The 15300-nt window shown below is 51.3% G+C and carries 12 protein-coding genes; 11 read left to right on the top strand and 1 reads right to left on the bottom strand.

What is annotated here, in order from left to right; translation table 11 throughout:
- The first annotated feature begins 87 nt into the window (after window positions 1–87).
- From ACFPOF_RS05325 to ACFPOF_RS05315, 3 genes are read left to right on the top strand one after another with little or no spacing between them, the layout of a single operon-like run.
- Window positions 88–330: a spore coat associated protein CotJA gene (locus ACFPOF_RS05325; RefSeq protein ID WP_378130320.1), complete on the top strand. Its 243-nt coding sequence runs from the start codon at window positions 88–90 to the stop codon at window positions 328–330.
- A complete protein-coding gene (locus ACFPOF_RS05320; protein WP_378130318.1) occupies window positions 317–643 on the top strand; it encodes a spore coat protein CotJB in 327 nt (108 codons plus the stop codon). Before ACFPOF_RS05325 ends, ACFPOF_RS05320 begins: the two co-directional genes overlap by 14 nt.
- 15 nt (window positions 644–658) lie before the next feature.
- The gene (locus ACFPOF_RS05315) at window positions 659–1228 is read left to right on the top strand and encodes a manganese catalase family protein (RefSeq protein WP_378130316.1); all 570 of its coding nucleotides are present in this window, start codon (window positions 659–661) and stop codon (window positions 1226–1228) included.
- A 78-nt stretch (window positions 1229–1306) separates the two neighbouring features.
- Here the strand turns inward: ACFPOF_RS05315 and ACFPOF_RS05310 are convergent, their stop codons facing one another.
- Window positions 1307–2437 (bottom strand): GntR family transcriptional regulator, encoded by a 1131-nt coding sequence (locus ACFPOF_RS05310; protein ID WP_378130314.1) that lies wholly within the window; start codon window positions 2435–2437, stop codon window positions 1307–1309.
- A gap of 409 nt (window positions 2438–2846) precedes the next feature.
- On the opposite strand from ACFPOF_RS05310, the gene ACFPOF_RS05305 reads away from it, so the two are divergent.
- From ACFPOF_RS05305 to ACFPOF_RS05270, 8 genes are all read left to right on the top strand, one after another.
- Window positions 2847–4187, top strand: coding sequence for a sugar ABC transporter substrate-binding protein (locus ACFPOF_RS05305; protein WP_378130312.1), 1341 nt, complete (start codon window positions 2847–2849; stop codon window positions 4185–4187).
- An 88-nt stretch (window positions 4188–4275) separates the two neighbouring features.
- Window positions 4276–5289, top strand: a complete 1014-nt coding sequence (locus ACFPOF_RS05300) for a Gfo/Idh/MocA family protein (protein ID WP_378130310.1) — start codon at window positions 4276–4278, stop codon at window positions 5287–5289.
- 27 nt (window positions 5290–5316) lie between these two features.
- Complete coding sequence (locus ACFPOF_RS05295) at window positions 5317–6354, top strand: zinc-dependent alcohol dehydrogenase (RefSeq protein ID WP_378130309.1); 1038 nt, start codon at window positions 5317–5319, stop codon at window positions 6352–6354.
- 10 nt (window positions 6355–6364) lie between these two features.
- A complete protein-coding gene (locus tag ACFPOF_RS05290) occupies window positions 6365–9382 on the top strand; it encodes an OmpL47-type beta-barrel domain-containing protein (protein ID WP_378130307.1) in 3018 nt (1005 codons plus the stop codon).
- A gap of 19 nt (window positions 9383–9401) precedes the next feature.
- Window positions 9402–10535 carry a sialate O-acetylesterase gene (locus ACFPOF_RS05285; protein WP_378130305.1) on the top strand — a complete coding sequence of 378 codons (1134 nt, stop codon included), beginning with the start codon at window positions 9402–9404 and terminating at the stop codon, window positions 10533–10535.
- Entirely contained in the window at window positions 10532–11446 is a 915-nt protein-coding gene (locus tag ACFPOF_RS05280; protein WP_378130303.1) for a carbohydrate ABC transporter permease, read from the top strand. Before ACFPOF_RS05285 ends, ACFPOF_RS05280 begins: the two co-directional genes overlap by 4 nt.
- Window positions 11447–11471: 25 nt before the next feature.
- Complete coding sequence (locus tag ACFPOF_RS05275; protein ID WP_378130301.1) at window positions 11472–12368, top strand: carbohydrate ABC transporter permease; 897 nt, start codon at window positions 11472–11474, stop codon at window positions 12366–12368.
- Window positions 12369–12389: 21 nt separating this feature from the next.
- Entirely contained in the window at window positions 12390–15227 is a 2838-nt protein-coding gene (locus ACFPOF_RS05270; RefSeq protein ID WP_378130299.1) for a glycoside hydrolase family 38 N-terminal domain-containing protein, read from the top strand.
- The last annotated feature ends 73 nt before the right edge of the window (window positions 15228–15300 follow it).

Raw genomic sequence — 15300 nt, 5'->3', positions numbered from 1 at the left:
CCATAGGATAAAAAAGTATGCGCCTGGCAGAACGCCGCTGCTTGTCGCGGAATAAACGTCAGCATGAGCACGAGGAGGTTAATGCCTATGTACGATGCCCAGTGGCGGGACTGGTTTCCTTACGTCAGCCCCCATGATCCGTGTCCGCCGATTCGCGTCAAATGGTATGTCGTGCCGCCGAACCAGTTTATCGTTTTTCAGCCGCCCAATTTGCCTCAATTTCCGTTGGAGGAAGCGCTAATGAGAGGGACGTTGTGGCCGGCGCTTTATAGCCCTTATCCGAGTAGACGCGGGGCCAGGGGAGGAGGCAAGACGTATGGCGGAGCGTAACGAACGCGCCGATCGTCCGGAGCGCACGGACAAAAAGAAAACGCCTGAGCAGCTTGAACGGGACAATGCGGCGTATGACCTGGATTTGCTGGAATTGCAAAGGGTTGATTTTGCTCTCGTCGAGTTGACGCTTTATTTGGATACCCACCCAACCGATATGCAGGCGGTGCAGCAATTTAACCAGCTCGCGCAACGAAGGCAGCAACTTGCCGCGGAATTCGAGATGAAGTATGGCCCGCTAATGCAATTTGGTCACAGTTTTACAAGATATCCGTGGCGGTGGGCAGAGAGCCCTTGGCCTTGGCAGGTATAGGGAGGGGGCGGTTCTATGTGGATATACGAAAAAAAGCTGCAGTATCCGGTTCGCGTCAGCAAGTGCGATCCGCGGATGGCGAGATATTTGGTCGAGCAGTATGGCGGCGCCGACGGGGAGCTATCCGCTGCGCTTCGTTATTTGAATCAGCGCTACACGATTCCAGACAAAGTCATCGGATTGTTGACGGACATCGGGACCGAAGAATTCGCCCACCTCGAGATGATCGCCACCATGATCTACAAACTGACGAAAGACGCGACGCCGGAGCAGCTCGAAGCAGCGGGACTGGGGGCGAATTTCGTCAATCACGACGGTGCGATGTTCTATAACAACGCTGCGGGCATACCTTGGACGGCGGCCTATATTGCTGCTAAGGGGGATCCAATCGCCGATCTGTACGAGGATATCGCCGCCGAAGAGAAAGCAAGAGCGACGTACCAGTGGCTGATCGACTATACGGACGACGTCGATATCCAAGATGCGTTGAAATTTTTGCGCGAGCGGGAAATCGTGCATAGCTTGCGCTTTAAGGAAGCGGTCGAGATTTTGAAGGCGGACCGGGAGCAGAAGAAGGTGTATTGAGCAACAAAAAGGCGCGCGATTCTTAACGAATCGGCGCCTTTTTGTATGCCTTTACCTCATTGGGAACTCTACCATCCTTCAGATGTCCAAGCTCGCTCGGATGATGGAGCTTTGCTCTTCATGAAGAGATACGGGGATCACGATTTGTTCTAACGTTGAAGGGTCGCGAATGACATTCAATAATAACTGAACGGCTTCGGTCCCCATAAGTTCGAAATTTTGTTCGATCCAAGTAAAGTAATCGTTCTCCACATCCCTTATTTGCGGATTATCGAAGCAGATTATCGCAAGATCCTCGGGAATTTTTTTCCCAAGCCTTTTCGCTGCCTTAACGATGTAAATAGCGATTTGCGGAGAAAACGCGAATACGGCGGTAATATCTTGTTCTTGTTGAAGCCAATCGAATATCGTTTCAATCATGCTCTGCTCGTCCTGATATGAGACATCGTCGAATTGGGTCAACCAATAATTGTGCTGAAGCTGAAGCTGATTTTTTTTGGCGGCATCGAGATAACCGCGGAATCGGTCTTCGGAACTTGACGTTTTGGATTTGGTAAAGGATACGATGCCGATATTTTTATGTCCCAGGCTGGCCAAATAATCCGTTCCGATATTTCCTCCTTGCTGATTATCCGAGAAGACGGCGTTGGTTTTAATTCCGGGCAAATAACGATCGACCAACACGAATGGAAAACGGTCCGATTTAAGCTTCAGAATTTCTTCGCTATAGGCCTCGCCATCGACCGGAAAAATAATTAACCCCTCGGCCCCCGCTGCAATCATCTCGCGAATGGCGGTACGCTCCTCCGATTGAGTCAATACGGAGGTAACCATCAAGAGGAGTCCTTCTTCGCGGCATACTTCCTCGATTCCCCGAAGCAGTTGAATGCTTAAGAAATCTCCAAGCTGCGGCATCAAAAAGCCGATTTTTTTCTTGGCCGGATAATCCGACAATTCTTCTTGGACGGAACTTTGCAGCTCGCTCGACGAGACGAACGAGCCTTTGCCTGCCACGCGAAAAATCAAGCCCTCGTCTACCAAATGCCTTAAGGCCGTTTTAATCGTGATTCTGCTAACTTGAAATTTATTCGTCAGATCCGTCTCGGTCGGAATTTGGTCTCCCGGTTTAAGGATGCCCATCTCGATTTGGCTTTTAATGTATTCTCTGATTTTAATATAAAGCGGTATGCTTTTTTCTTTATCGCTCATAAAACCCTCCACTGAAATATGGATAAACACCAAATGGTATATTATTATAAGATAATAGCATAAAGGTGGATGGCGTTCAATGAAGTTCCAAAATAATCCATGACATTTAAGCTTGATTATGAGAAGGTACTAGAGAATACGTTGGTATATAGATCGATGGGGTCACAAATGGTATATTGACGCATTACAATATTAAATGTATTATAATAATCGACTAAATTGTTCTATTGTGCTAAAAATCTGATTGCCAGCAGTAATCGTTGAGTCGAATGAATTGCCCATCTTTTTAGGCAGGGGGGACGCAACCAGACGTTCAAAACGGTGAATAGGCGGTTCGGGTGCTTACGTGATTGGAAGAACGTTTGAAGAAAGTCATCTACACCAGTACGCAAAAGGGGAGAAGAAAAACATGAAGAGCAGCAGAAAACCATCGTTTATCTTGCTTACGGTTACCGTGGTTATGACCTTATTATTGGCAGCCTGTTCGTCTGCGAATGAATCAAAAGGCTCGTCAACAGATTCAAGCCCGGCCAGTAAAGAACCGATTACGTTAACTGTATGGGGGACGCCGAGCCTATCGTTGCCGACGAACGATAACTTGACCAGCGAGGATGACATCGCCAAAAACCAGAGCATTTTTACATACATTCAGGGCGAAATGGAGAAGAAGTTTCCCGGAATTACAATCGATTACGTCAATAAAGGCTGGGCGGATGATCTTCGGCAAAATCTGATGGTATCCGTGATGGCCGGAAATCCGCCTGACGTATCGTTCGGCGAGGATTTCGTACCCGAATTCGCCAAGATGAACGCTCTTTCCGAAGTGCCTGCCGATTATACAACAGATTTAGTAAAAGGGCCGATGGCGGCAGCTGAGTACGAAGGCAAAAACTATGCGGTATCCGGCATGACGGGGATTTTTGCTTTGATGTATAACAAAGACGTCATGAAAAAGGCGGGATTAGATCCGAATCAGCCGCCGAAAACGTGGGACGAATGGTTGGATATGTCCAAGAAAATTACGGCGGCGGGCAAAGGCGAATATTTCGGCTCCGTCGTTCAAACGACGGGTCTCGGTGGTACGTTCCGCATTGCGCCGTTTATGAGACAACTCGGCGGCGACTTGACGACGCCGGACTGGCAGAAGATTACGTTCGATTCGCCGGCAAACGTGAAAGCGTTGACTTTCCTGAAGGAGTTATCCAAAACGGCGCCTACCGGCTCCACCGCCTTAAATGACGAAGGCGCTTTATATAACATGGTGCATCACGGGAAAGCGGCATTCGGCGTGGCTGGACCTTGGCATATCGCTTGGTCAGCGACCGAGAAATGCGATTGCGGTTTTGCGCCGTTACCTGTGCCGGAAGGCGGGAAGCGAGCTAACGTGATCGTCGGAAATACATTATGGTTCGTGCTGAAGCAATCGAAGCATCAAGAAGCGGGAATGGAATTTTTGAGGATTATCGCAAGTCAAGAATACCAAGAAAAATTCGCGCTTGCGTCCAGCAGAATGCCGTCTAACAAAATGGCCGGCGAGAATGCCGAATTGATTAAAGCCATTCCGCAATTGGCGGTATACGAAGAGATCGTGGGAAATGAGGAAGCCGGTCCGCTTCCGGTATATCCGAAAAACGGTCCTAAGGTATGGGAGGCTTGGTACAAAGCGCAAGAGTCCGTGCTCGTAGGCGATAAGCCGGTCGAAGCGTCGCTTGCCGAAGCCCAGAAGACGGCAGAGGAACTATTGAAATAATCACTCGTTGTTTATAAGCCGGGCGGCACGCGGACAGAAATGTCCGCTGCCTGCTCTGTCTCTTATTCATTCAAAAAGGAGTTTGATGATGAAGGTAAACATCATAGGCGCAGGCAACATCGCGGATTATCATGCGCGGTCGATCAAGGCATTGGGATATCAATTGGGAATCGTTGCGGACGAAAACGAAAATTCGGCGAAGCGTTTTGCCGAAAAGTACGGCTGTCGTTGGACGACGGATGCGGCGCTATTGTTATCGGAGAAGTCCGATCTGGTGACCGTAGCGGTCCCGAACGCTTATCACTTCGATGTCGCGACAGCGGCCGTTAAGGCGGGACACGCCGTCCTGTGCGAAAAACCGATGACCCGTTCGGCAGAGCATTCCAAACAATTGGCGGAACTCGTCCGGCAAACCGAAAAGCCGTTTTTCGTCGGGTATATGAAACGAGTGCATCCAACGGTTCGGAAGTTCGAAGAATATGCGGCGCGTATCGGTAATATGAGAAGCGGCTTGGTACGGGTATACCATCCGACGCCTCAAGACAGTTGGACGTTCGTTCGGGATCGGCTTGCGCAATTCCCGGACGCTCCGATGGACGGCGTGTTCGTCAACGCGGGTAGCCATATGCTGGATTTGCTGCTTCGATTCGCGGGACCGGTAAAGAAGGTGTTGGCGGCCCGCATGCAGTACCAGGAAGGCTGCTGCCCGAAAGTCGATCAAATGACGCACGCGCTTCTTGAAATGGAAAACGGCGCGACCGTTACGGTGGAATGCGGATGGCTTCCATTATTCGGCGTCGGGAAACGGGAAAACGGATGGGACGAACTGCTCGAGCTTCGCGGCGATTCCGGGTTGGGTACGCTGCATACGACATTCTGGGAGCGGCCGCAATATGAATCTCCGGTCGCGGAGCTGTGGGACGAATCGCTCAAGACGAAAGAGTCGTACAATGCGGGAATGGTGGACAACTTCGAAGAGGAATATCGCTTGATCAAGATGGCGCTGTCCGGCGAGAAAGTGCCTTTGGCGACAGCGGATGAGGCGTTAGCCGTGGATCGGCTCATCGACGATATTTTTGCCGCGGCAAGCATCCGGAGCTAGTCACCTTACGGATAGGAGATAGAAGCCATGCGAATAAGAAGCGCATATTTGAAATCGCCGTGGCAATGTACGCTTCGCGAGATTGACCTGCCGGATCAGGTTCCCGACAAACACGTGCTGATCCGGGTTGAAGCGTGCGGCATTTGCGGTACGGATTTGAGCAACGCGGAAGACAAATTGGCGGAGTGGCAGCCGTTCGGGCACGAAATCGCCGGCGTGATCGAAAAGCTGGGCACAGACTGCGAGGGGTTAAGCGTCGGGGATACGGTCGTGCTGGAGTCGGCCGGATTTTGCGGAAGATGCGATTTGTGCCGGAGCGGAAGAGTGGATTTGTGCAATAAAGCCCCGCATTTTTGGAATGCCGGCCCTTCCTTGGGATTCAGCGACTATATGTTTGCGCCCGCTTGCGGCGTCGTCCGCTACGAAGGCTTGACGCCGGACGCGGCCAGTCTGGCGGAACCGGCGGGAGTCGCGTACGACATGGTTAAAACAGCGGATATTCAGCACGGGGATCGGGTTTGCGTCATCGGTCCGGGCCCGATTGGATTGATGGCCATACCGATCGCGCTTAGGAGCGGCGCGGACAAAGTCGTGTGCATCGGCAGAACAAGAAACCGCGCAAGACTGGAAGCCGCCTCCAAACTGGGTGCTGAAGTGCTGGCCAGCGATCGTTCCGTTCTGGAGCATACGGAGCTTCGCCATCAATTCGATCGGGTGCTCGTCACCGCCCCGGTTCACATCATTCCGGAAGCGATTTCATTGCTAGCCTACGGCGGAATCATATCTTATATCGGGATAGGGAACGGCTCCGGAACGATTCAATTCGACGCCAACGATTTTCATTTCAGAAAACTTCAGCTTCGGGCGAGTTTCGCCAGTCCCGCTCTTTATTACCCGATCGTGCTGAAAATGCTGAAAAACGGCACGATTCCCGCCGATATCATTATTTCTCATCGCTTACCTCTTGGCGACATCGAGAAAGCGATGGCTTTGTGCAAAGAAGATAAAGGCGAGACGGTCAAAGTGGTGATCAAACCTGAAACGCCATTCATATCGACTTTTTGAGAGGAGAAGGATGATGACGATAAAAACGGGAAGCAAAGGCATACATTTGGGCTTGATCTTTACGTTTATTCTGGCCGTTCTTTCAACGACGTTGCAGGTTGGAAACGTAAGCGCAGCCAGCGGCGAGTTCCCCAAGATGGCATCTGCCGACACGGTATATGTCTATGACGTCAGAAATGATTCGGCGGAGGCGAAACTTGCCGCGCTGGCTTTGCAAGGACTCATTAACCAAAGCTCCGCTCGAATCTACGTTTTGACTAGAGATGCCGATCTTGATCAACTTTGGCTGAATGAAAGCGGCAAAAGTTATGCGACCGTCCCTCTCGTAACGGGAAGCAATCCTGGATTTAGAACGATGTACCGGGATTATCAAGACTCGGTAAACAATCTGATCGTATGGGACGGCAGCCAAGAGTGGACTTTCAACATCGCATTGATGAAAGGGTCTCTTGAGGGCGGGCTGCCCGTTACGAATAGTCTAAAGAATGCGATTCTATCCGAATTCGGAAGCAAGACGGTCGAGGACCTCCGCAATAACTGGAGCGGGAGAGTGGAGGCGTACGACTGGGCATTGGACAATCTCATGCCTTCTCTCAATAAGCAAATCCTTTTTTCCGCCGGCTTGAGGACGACGGAGCCTAATCCCGAGAGTAATTGGACGGGGCATCCGTGGACGATATTCGATTATGCGGTAGCGAGCAAATCTTTTGCTTTCTATCTGGATCCTCGCATTCCCGCCGAAAAAGACGAGATCGTTAAAATCATTCAAACGGGAGGGTATTCGCCGGGAACTCCCGTTATGGGTTATTCCCCGGACGGCGACGATTTGAATGCGACGACAAACCCTTATGGGGTCGGGTACGTCGTTTCCGATTACTTTTCCAACGGCAGCGTGTGGTCCAGTTTCGGGAATAAGACCTATTCGCAGCCGCCGGGTCAAGCCGTCGATGCGCAGCCCGGCAAAGTGTACGTAGCGATTACGACGAGCGACGGGGACAACCTGCAATATGATCAACAATTGATTAGCCACTTTCAGAATCCGACTGCCGGACAAGTTCCCGTAGGCATTTCGATCGCTCCGGTATTGCAGGAAGTCGGATCGCCGCTGCTGGACTACCTTTATTCCAAAGCCGGGAGCAACATCGAGCTCGTTGCCGGACCTTCCGGTTACCAATTCATCTATCCCGAAAATTACTCAAGCTCCGGATACGACGCTTGGTTAGCCCGCAATAAGCAATGGTTAACGGATGCGGGGGTGCATACCTCCAATATATGGCATATACCGGCGAACAGCGAAAGCCATAACAAAATGGCGGACAGCCTTGTCGGTTCGGGGGTTACGGGGCTTTTAAGGGGAGACGACGCATCGCGCATCAATGCGTACCATGGCATGTATACGGTTCCTCAAGGCGATATGATCTTTCAATACGGAGATATTTATCGGATTTTGAGCAACGTGTCCATCGATGCGACGCAACCGGTGTTCCATAATATTTATCCGGTTTTGGCCTACTATGGCGTCGATGCCGACGGCAAAGCGTTATTTTTCGATCGTTTGAAAGAAGAAGTGGACCGGCTGAACCGGGACTTTCCCGGCAAGTTCGTCTTCCTCAAGCCGCAAGACGAAGTGGCCACGATCAACAAATTGAATACGAACCTGAGAGGCGTCAGCTTCGATGCCGACAACTCCGATAAAGAAACGATTCACCTGTACGAGGATCATTTTTCGGCGATGGACAACGGCCACAGATTCGCGGACGGCACGAGCAGTTGGATTTATAAGTTCGATCTGGCGGAAGACGTGAACAAAGCAACGCTTACGATGGATATCGGCGGAGACTATGTCGTGGATATTTCCAAAGACGGCGTCAATTGGAGCCCCGCGGCTCGTGCCAACGGCAGTTTAAACAGGACGATAGACGGCAGCGACCTCAGCGGTTGGTTAACCGACAATCCGTCGAAAACGATTTACGTCCGATTTTCGGACGGCAGTCCGCAGGACGGAAACGGGCCGAGCTTATACCATCTAACGATATCGACGGAAATATCGCAGTTGGATTTGCTTGCGCCGAGCTACTTGGAAAATCAGTTTATTATCCAAAATTCGGGCTCGATCGACAATGATCATCGCTATGCGGACGAATTCCGGTCGATCGTATACAAATTCGATCTGAAAGACGATATCGATCATGCAACGCTTACGATGGACATCGGCGGGAACTACGTCGTGGATATTTCCAATGACGGCGTAAGTTGGAGTCCTGCGGCCAGCGCCAATGGCGGTCTGAGCAGGAGGATCGACAGCAGCGACTTGAGCGGATGGCTCGTCAATAATCCGTCGAAAACGGTTTTCGTCCGATTTACGGACGGAACTCCGCAGGACGGGAACGGACCGAGCATTTATCGCCTTATCATCGCTTCCGAGACACCGGACAACATGGCGCCCGTCACAACCGATAACGCTCCGTCCGGATGGATTAATCATGACTGCACGGTAAACTTGAGCGCAAGCGACAGCGGCTCCGGAGTCGCCGCAACCTACTATTCGGTAGACGGCGGCGCTCGACAAACGGGGACTTCCGTTAAGCTGACAACAGACGGCGTGCATACGCTTACCTATTGGAGCGTAGACCGGGCGGGCAACACGGAGTCCAAACATACGGTAACCGTCAAGATCGACAAAACGCCGCCATCACTTTCCGTTCAATTGGATAATACGTCCATATGGCCGGCGAATCATAAAATGGTACGCGTCCATGCGTCGCTCAATGCGAGCGACGCCGGTTCAGGCGTCGCATCCGTAAAGCTAATCTCCATTACGAGCAATGAACCGGACAGCGGCCTAGGGGACATTCAAGCCGAGCTTGGCACGGCAGCCGATTCGTTTAATTTGCGTGCCGAAAGATCCGGTGCAGGCACCGGACGAATCTATACGATCACCTATCAAGCTGCCGACAAAGCAGGCAACAGCGCGGTTAGTTCAGTAACCGTTACGGTGCCGCACGATCAATCGGCTTGGCGGGCTTGACGAGGAGGCGAGAAGACTATTGGATGTTTTATCGATTACGATTACTCGGCCAATGCCTTATCAGGTCGTTCAAAGGTTCGGTTACGACCCGGCCAAGGCCTATGCTAATTATCCCGGAGGTCCTTGCTTAGGGCACGGAGCCATGAAGGTTTCGGGCACGATTTCGGGCATTGAAGCAGATCGACCGAAAGGAAAACTGGAAGCTCGAATTTTGCTTCTTCAGGATGCGTTCGGAACCGCGTTCGACTGGATTCCCGTGGACGCGGATTGGACGGAAGCGATGTTTAACGCTACAGTCGCGGTTCCTGCCGGAGGGTGGTACCGATTGGAATTGCGGTATACGGACGGGATGAGCAACGCGTCGATCTCGTCGGCCGTAGAACCCGTAGGCGTCGGAGAAGTCTTTGTCATCGCGGGGCAATCTTATGCGGAGAACTGCAATGACGAAATCTTGCGCATTGAAGATCCTGAAGGAAGAATCAGCGCGCTTGACCCCATTTCGGGAGAATGGAGAATCGCCAATGACCCGCAGCCTGGCGTTCTTGAGAGAAACGACAATGATACGAGACTCAAAGGGTCGATATGGCCGGCGGCGATGAACGGCTTGCTGTCGTTAATCAGGGTGCCGATCGGAATGGTAAACGTAGCGGTTGGCGCAACGGCATCCAGACAATGGCTGCCCGGAGAGCGACTGTACGAAAATTTGGTCAACGCCGGAGAAACGGCAGGCCCCTTTAGGGGCCTGTTATGGCAGCAAGGCGAATCCGACGTGATCGAGTCCACTTCTACGGATGTATATAAGAGCCGAATATTGTCCATTAAATCTTCTTTGGAAGATAAGCTAGGGTTCTCATTCACTTGGTTGCCCGCCAAATCGACATTCCATCCAACGGCTTACATTAAGCCGGAGGAGGAAGGCTGGATCCGCTCGGCGATTAACGAGCTTTGGTCTATGCCGGGTTTTGGACCAGGACCCGATACCGATATTTTGGGTGGCATAGGTCTGCATCGCGCGGACAAGCTCCACAGCGAACATTTTACGCTGCTCGGCCAACAACAAGCCGGACTTCTCTGGTGCATCTCCATTTGGAATATGCTTCAGAGCGTTGAGAAACATACTTCATTGCATACATCGGAGGATTTCTTGAAATGAGCCAGCCGCGTAAGTTATCGTCTTCTCGCCTTCGGGTGTTATTGCGCCGCAATCAGGACGGAATTATCGGTTACGCGATCTTATCGCCCGTGCTGCTGGGCTTTGCGATATTTTCGATTTTTCCCGCTCTGTTCGTTATCTATTTATCGTTTATGGAATGGAATGGGGTAGAGGACCTTCCCGTGTGGGCGGGCCTAAAAAACTATTCCGCGTTTTTTACGCAAGGCGATTACGTGGCATCGCTTCTTAGGGCCGGGGCATATGGTCTCATTTGTTTGTTTTTTTCGACCGTCTTCGGATTTTTGATTGCCGTTCTCTTGAATCTTAAAGTGATCGGCAGCGCGGCGATACGCACGATCTGGTATTTGCCGGCGCTCGTCCCTTTCGCCGTCGTTTCGCAGATGGCGGTTGCCGTTCTTAATCCGGTAGATGGATTGTTGAAACAAATGATGACCCGTTTCGGGTTAGAGCCGATCATATTTCAGAAAAGCGCATTATGGATGAGTTTCTGGATCATTCTCCTTACCGTCTGGAAAGGCGTCGGGGGAACGGTCGTGATTTATTTGGCGGGCCTTCAGGGAATAGATACGACGTTGTACGAGGCGGCCCGGGTAGACGGGGCGAGCAAACCGAAGATGTTGTGGCACGTCACGATCCCGTCGCTGCGACCGATTACGATGTTTGTGCTCATTACGGGCATTATAGGAAGCTTTCAAATTTTCGAGCCTGTTCAGTTGATTTCTCGCGGGGGACCGAACGGAGAGACGAATATTATTTTGTATCGCATCTATCAAGACGCTTTTCAAGGATTCAGTTTCGGAATGGCGAGCGCGTCTTCTGTAATGGTGCTGCTTGCGACTTTAACGTTTTCGATCATCCAATATCGCAATTCTCAGCGCAGCATCACATAGAGGGGTTATCGGGAGGAAGATTTCAGTGGCGCACAAACGTTCGTTTTTCGAAACGTTTCTCATATTCGGGGTGCTTTTCCTAGGCAGCTTGATAATGTTCTACCCTTTTTTGTTTCAAATACTGGCATCCGTCGGAACGCAAAAAGATTATTATTCGACTTTAATCGTACCGCTCCCTACGGAATGGCATTTCGAAAGATACACGCAAGCGTTTCGAAATCCTCAAATGTATAAGCTTTTTATCAATACGCTGCTAAGGGCCGCTTGGTTTATTTCCATGACCGGTTTGATCGCGATCGTCGTCGGCTATGTATTTTCTAAGCTTCGTTTTAAAGGGAGGAACGCCGTTTTTCTCATGTTGCTGACGCTAATGATGATTCCCTCGACGGTTACGCTTATTCCGACCTACTTGTTGTTTGCCCGTTGGCCGTTAGCGGGAGGAAACAATTGGTTGGGGCAAGGCGGCCATGGGATGATCGATTCTTGGGGGTCGCTCTTGGTGGGAGGACTCTTCGGATATATCACGTTATATTGCCTTTTTTTAATGAAGCAAATGTTGGACTCGCTCCCTTACGAATACGAAGAAGCGGCTCGGGTGGACGGGGCCGGCGTTTTTCGCAGAATTTTCCGGATTTATCTTCCTATGGTTATACCGATTTTGGTTGCGGGCACCATCATTACGTTCGTGGCGATTTGGAGCGATTATTTGTGGCCGCTCGTCGCGATTAATAGTCTGGATAAACAAATGATCGCCACGGGAGTGACTTTACTGTTGTCGAGGCAATTTGCGACCGGGCAGGCTCCGGATTATCCCGTTATTTTCGCGATATCGACGGTTGCGATGATTCCGCCCATCGTCGTTTATTTATGGCTGCAGAAGTATTTTGTTCAAGGATTTGCAATGGTCGGCGTAAAGGGTTAGTCAGCGATTGGAGGATATCGGATGAAATCGATCGAATCTCGACTCAGGAATCTTCTCGGGAAAACGCCAGAAAGCTATTTCGATGAAAAAATTTTATCGAAACCCGGCTACTGGGGTGAACGGATATTATCGCAATTGGTTTTCGCCTATGAAGTTTCCAAGGTGGAAGGCGGCAAGTACGACGAACCGATTGAAGCGGCGCTGGCTTTCGTGGAAAGTACAATCGCCGAGGAAGGCGCCATCGTCAGCCGCACGGCGCTGCTCGCCGAGAGCATGCTGAGCAGCGTGGCTTCGGAAGCGAAGAGCTACGATATCATTTGCGCGGCGCATGCCCATATCGATATGAACTGGATGTGGTCCTGGGATGAGACGGTAGCGGTTACTTTGGATACGTTCAGAACGATGCTGAATTTAATGAACGAGTACCCCGATTTTAAATTTTCCCAATCGCAGGCATCTATTTATAGGATCGTAGAGCAATACGCGCCGGAAATGTTACGGGAAATCAAAAGACGGGTCAAGGAAGGACGCTGGGAAGTGACGGCGTCGCATTGGGTGGAAGCGGATAAAAACATGCCGAACGGCGAGAGTTTGTCCCGACAGCTGCTTTATACGAAACGGTATTTGTCTCAGTTGCTCGACATCGATCCGGAGAGCTTGAATCTCGATTTCGAACCGGACACCTTCGGGCACAGCGTTAATGTTCCGGAAATTCTGGCAAATGGCGGCGTCAAATTTTACTATCATTGCCGCGGAAACGACGAACGCATTTTATATCGTTGGGTGGCACCGTCCGGCAAATCGGTCATTGTCTACCGGGAACCTACTTGGTATAACGATTACGCCCAACCGATTCTCGGATCGTACGTTCCGGCAATATGCCGCCAAACCGGCTTGAAAACGTATTTGAACGTTTACGGAGTCGGCGATCACGGCGGCGGTCCGACAAGGCGGGATTTGGAGCGCCTTATAGATATGAACGGTTGGCCGATTTATCCGAACATTCGCTTCGGTACATACGGCGAGTTTTATAAGCTCGTCGAATCGATCGCAGACAAGCTGCCAGTCGTGAACGGCGAGCAAAACTTCGTCTTTACCGGTTGCTATACGTCCCAGACACGAATTAAGACGGCAAACCGGTTCGGAGAAGCGACATTAAACGAAGCGGAAACGTTCAGCTCGGCGGCGGCGGTCGCCGCGAACGCCGCCTATCCGGGAGCGTCGTTCGAGGAAGCGTGGAGAAATGTGCTGTTCAATCAGTTTCACGATATACTCCCCGGCTCCGGCGTACTCGAAACCCGTGAACATGCGCTCGGACTGTTTCAAAATACGATGGCGATCGCGAGTACGAACCGCAAGTTGGCGCTTGAAAGCATTGCCGCTGCAATCGATACGTCGATGCTGGAAGGCTCGGGAGATAAGCTGACGGTGTCGGAGGGCGCGGGCGTCGGCTATGGCGTCGGCGATTTCAAGATCGCTCAAGTCGAGCGCGGCCGCGGCAACACGCGGATCGTTCATTTCTTCAATCCTTCCGTATACGACCGTGAAGAGACGGTAGAGTTCGTGCTTTGGGATTGGAACAACCCGAACAAAGCGATCGTTGTAAAGGATAGCAAGGGTAATGAAGCGGTACATCAAATGATCGATCAAGGCTATAACAAATATTGGGGACATCACTACATGCGTTTGCTCATACATGCCAAAGCGCCGGCATGCGGGTACAGCACCTACACCGTTTCGGAAGGCGCAGGATCGGTATCCCCGTTCCTGCCGACCGACCCCCGGGTAGACCGAGAGGAAGAATACGTGCTGGAAAACGAACTTCTCCAAGTGAAGTTTCACCCCGTCGATGCGCTCGTCGTATCGATGATCGATAAAGCGACGGGTGAACAGTTGATCGATGCCGCGCGCCCCGCCGGCCTATTCCGTCTTATTCAGGAAGATCCCGGCAAAGGGATGAGCGCATGGTGGGTTGGCCGTTATATGAGCATTGAGAACGTACACCGCAACGTGAAATTAAAAATGGTCTCAAGAGGCACGGTGCGGCAGTCCCTGCAATACGAAATCGAATTCGGCGATTCCAAATTGAAAGTCGTTGTTTCGCTCGACAGGTGCAGTTCGCGCCTCGATTTCGAAGTGGAGTGCGACTGGCACGAAATCGGCAAGGCGGACAAGAGCGTTCCTCAACTGAACTTCCACTGGCCGTTTGACTATGCATGCGAGGCTTACAAATACGATGTGCCGTTTGGCACAGTCGTACGCAAACCGCTCGATATGGATGTCCCGGGCAATAGCTGGGCGCTTGGCCTGCGCCAAGACACGGGCAAACCGTCCATCATGCTCGTCACGAACAACAAATACGGTTTTCGCGGGACGGACGATTCGTTGTCGATTTCGTTAATCCGCAGTTCATTCGATCCGGACCCGTATCCGGAAATCGGCAATCATCACCGGATTAAATTCGCGTTATGCGTTGCGGATTCGATCGGCGACCGTGAATTGATCGAAACGGCATACCGGTTTAATCATCCGTTCAACGCGCTTTCCGGATCGCCGCACGAGGGCACGCGGTCTCTCGATGCAAGCTATCTTCGGCTGACGGAGGGCACGGTGGCGGTGTCCGCGGTGAAAATGCCGGAGGAAAACGAAGGCAAACGATGGATCGTGCGCGTTTACGAAACCGCCGGACAACGGACGACGGCCACGTTGCGTCTGTTCAAGCCGGTGTCGGCCGCTTATTACGTAGATACGAACGAATGCAAATTATCTACTGACTGTTTCCTACAAGCAAACGGCGATTCCGTAACATTCGAAGCGACTCCTTATTCCGTTGCAGCCATTTGCTTGGAATTCGAGTGAAGTTACTAGCTCAACTTTCGCAGATCAAAAATCAGCTTAAAAGCAGATGCAATATGAATTTGAAAGTGATGGA

This window comes from Cohnella soli (genome assembly GCF_042655525.1).
Taxonomy (GTDB): Bacteria; Bacillota; Bacilli; order Paenibacillales; family Paenibacillaceae; genus Cohnella; species Cohnella soli.
This window is presented reverse-complemented; position numbering and strand designations above follow the sequence as displayed.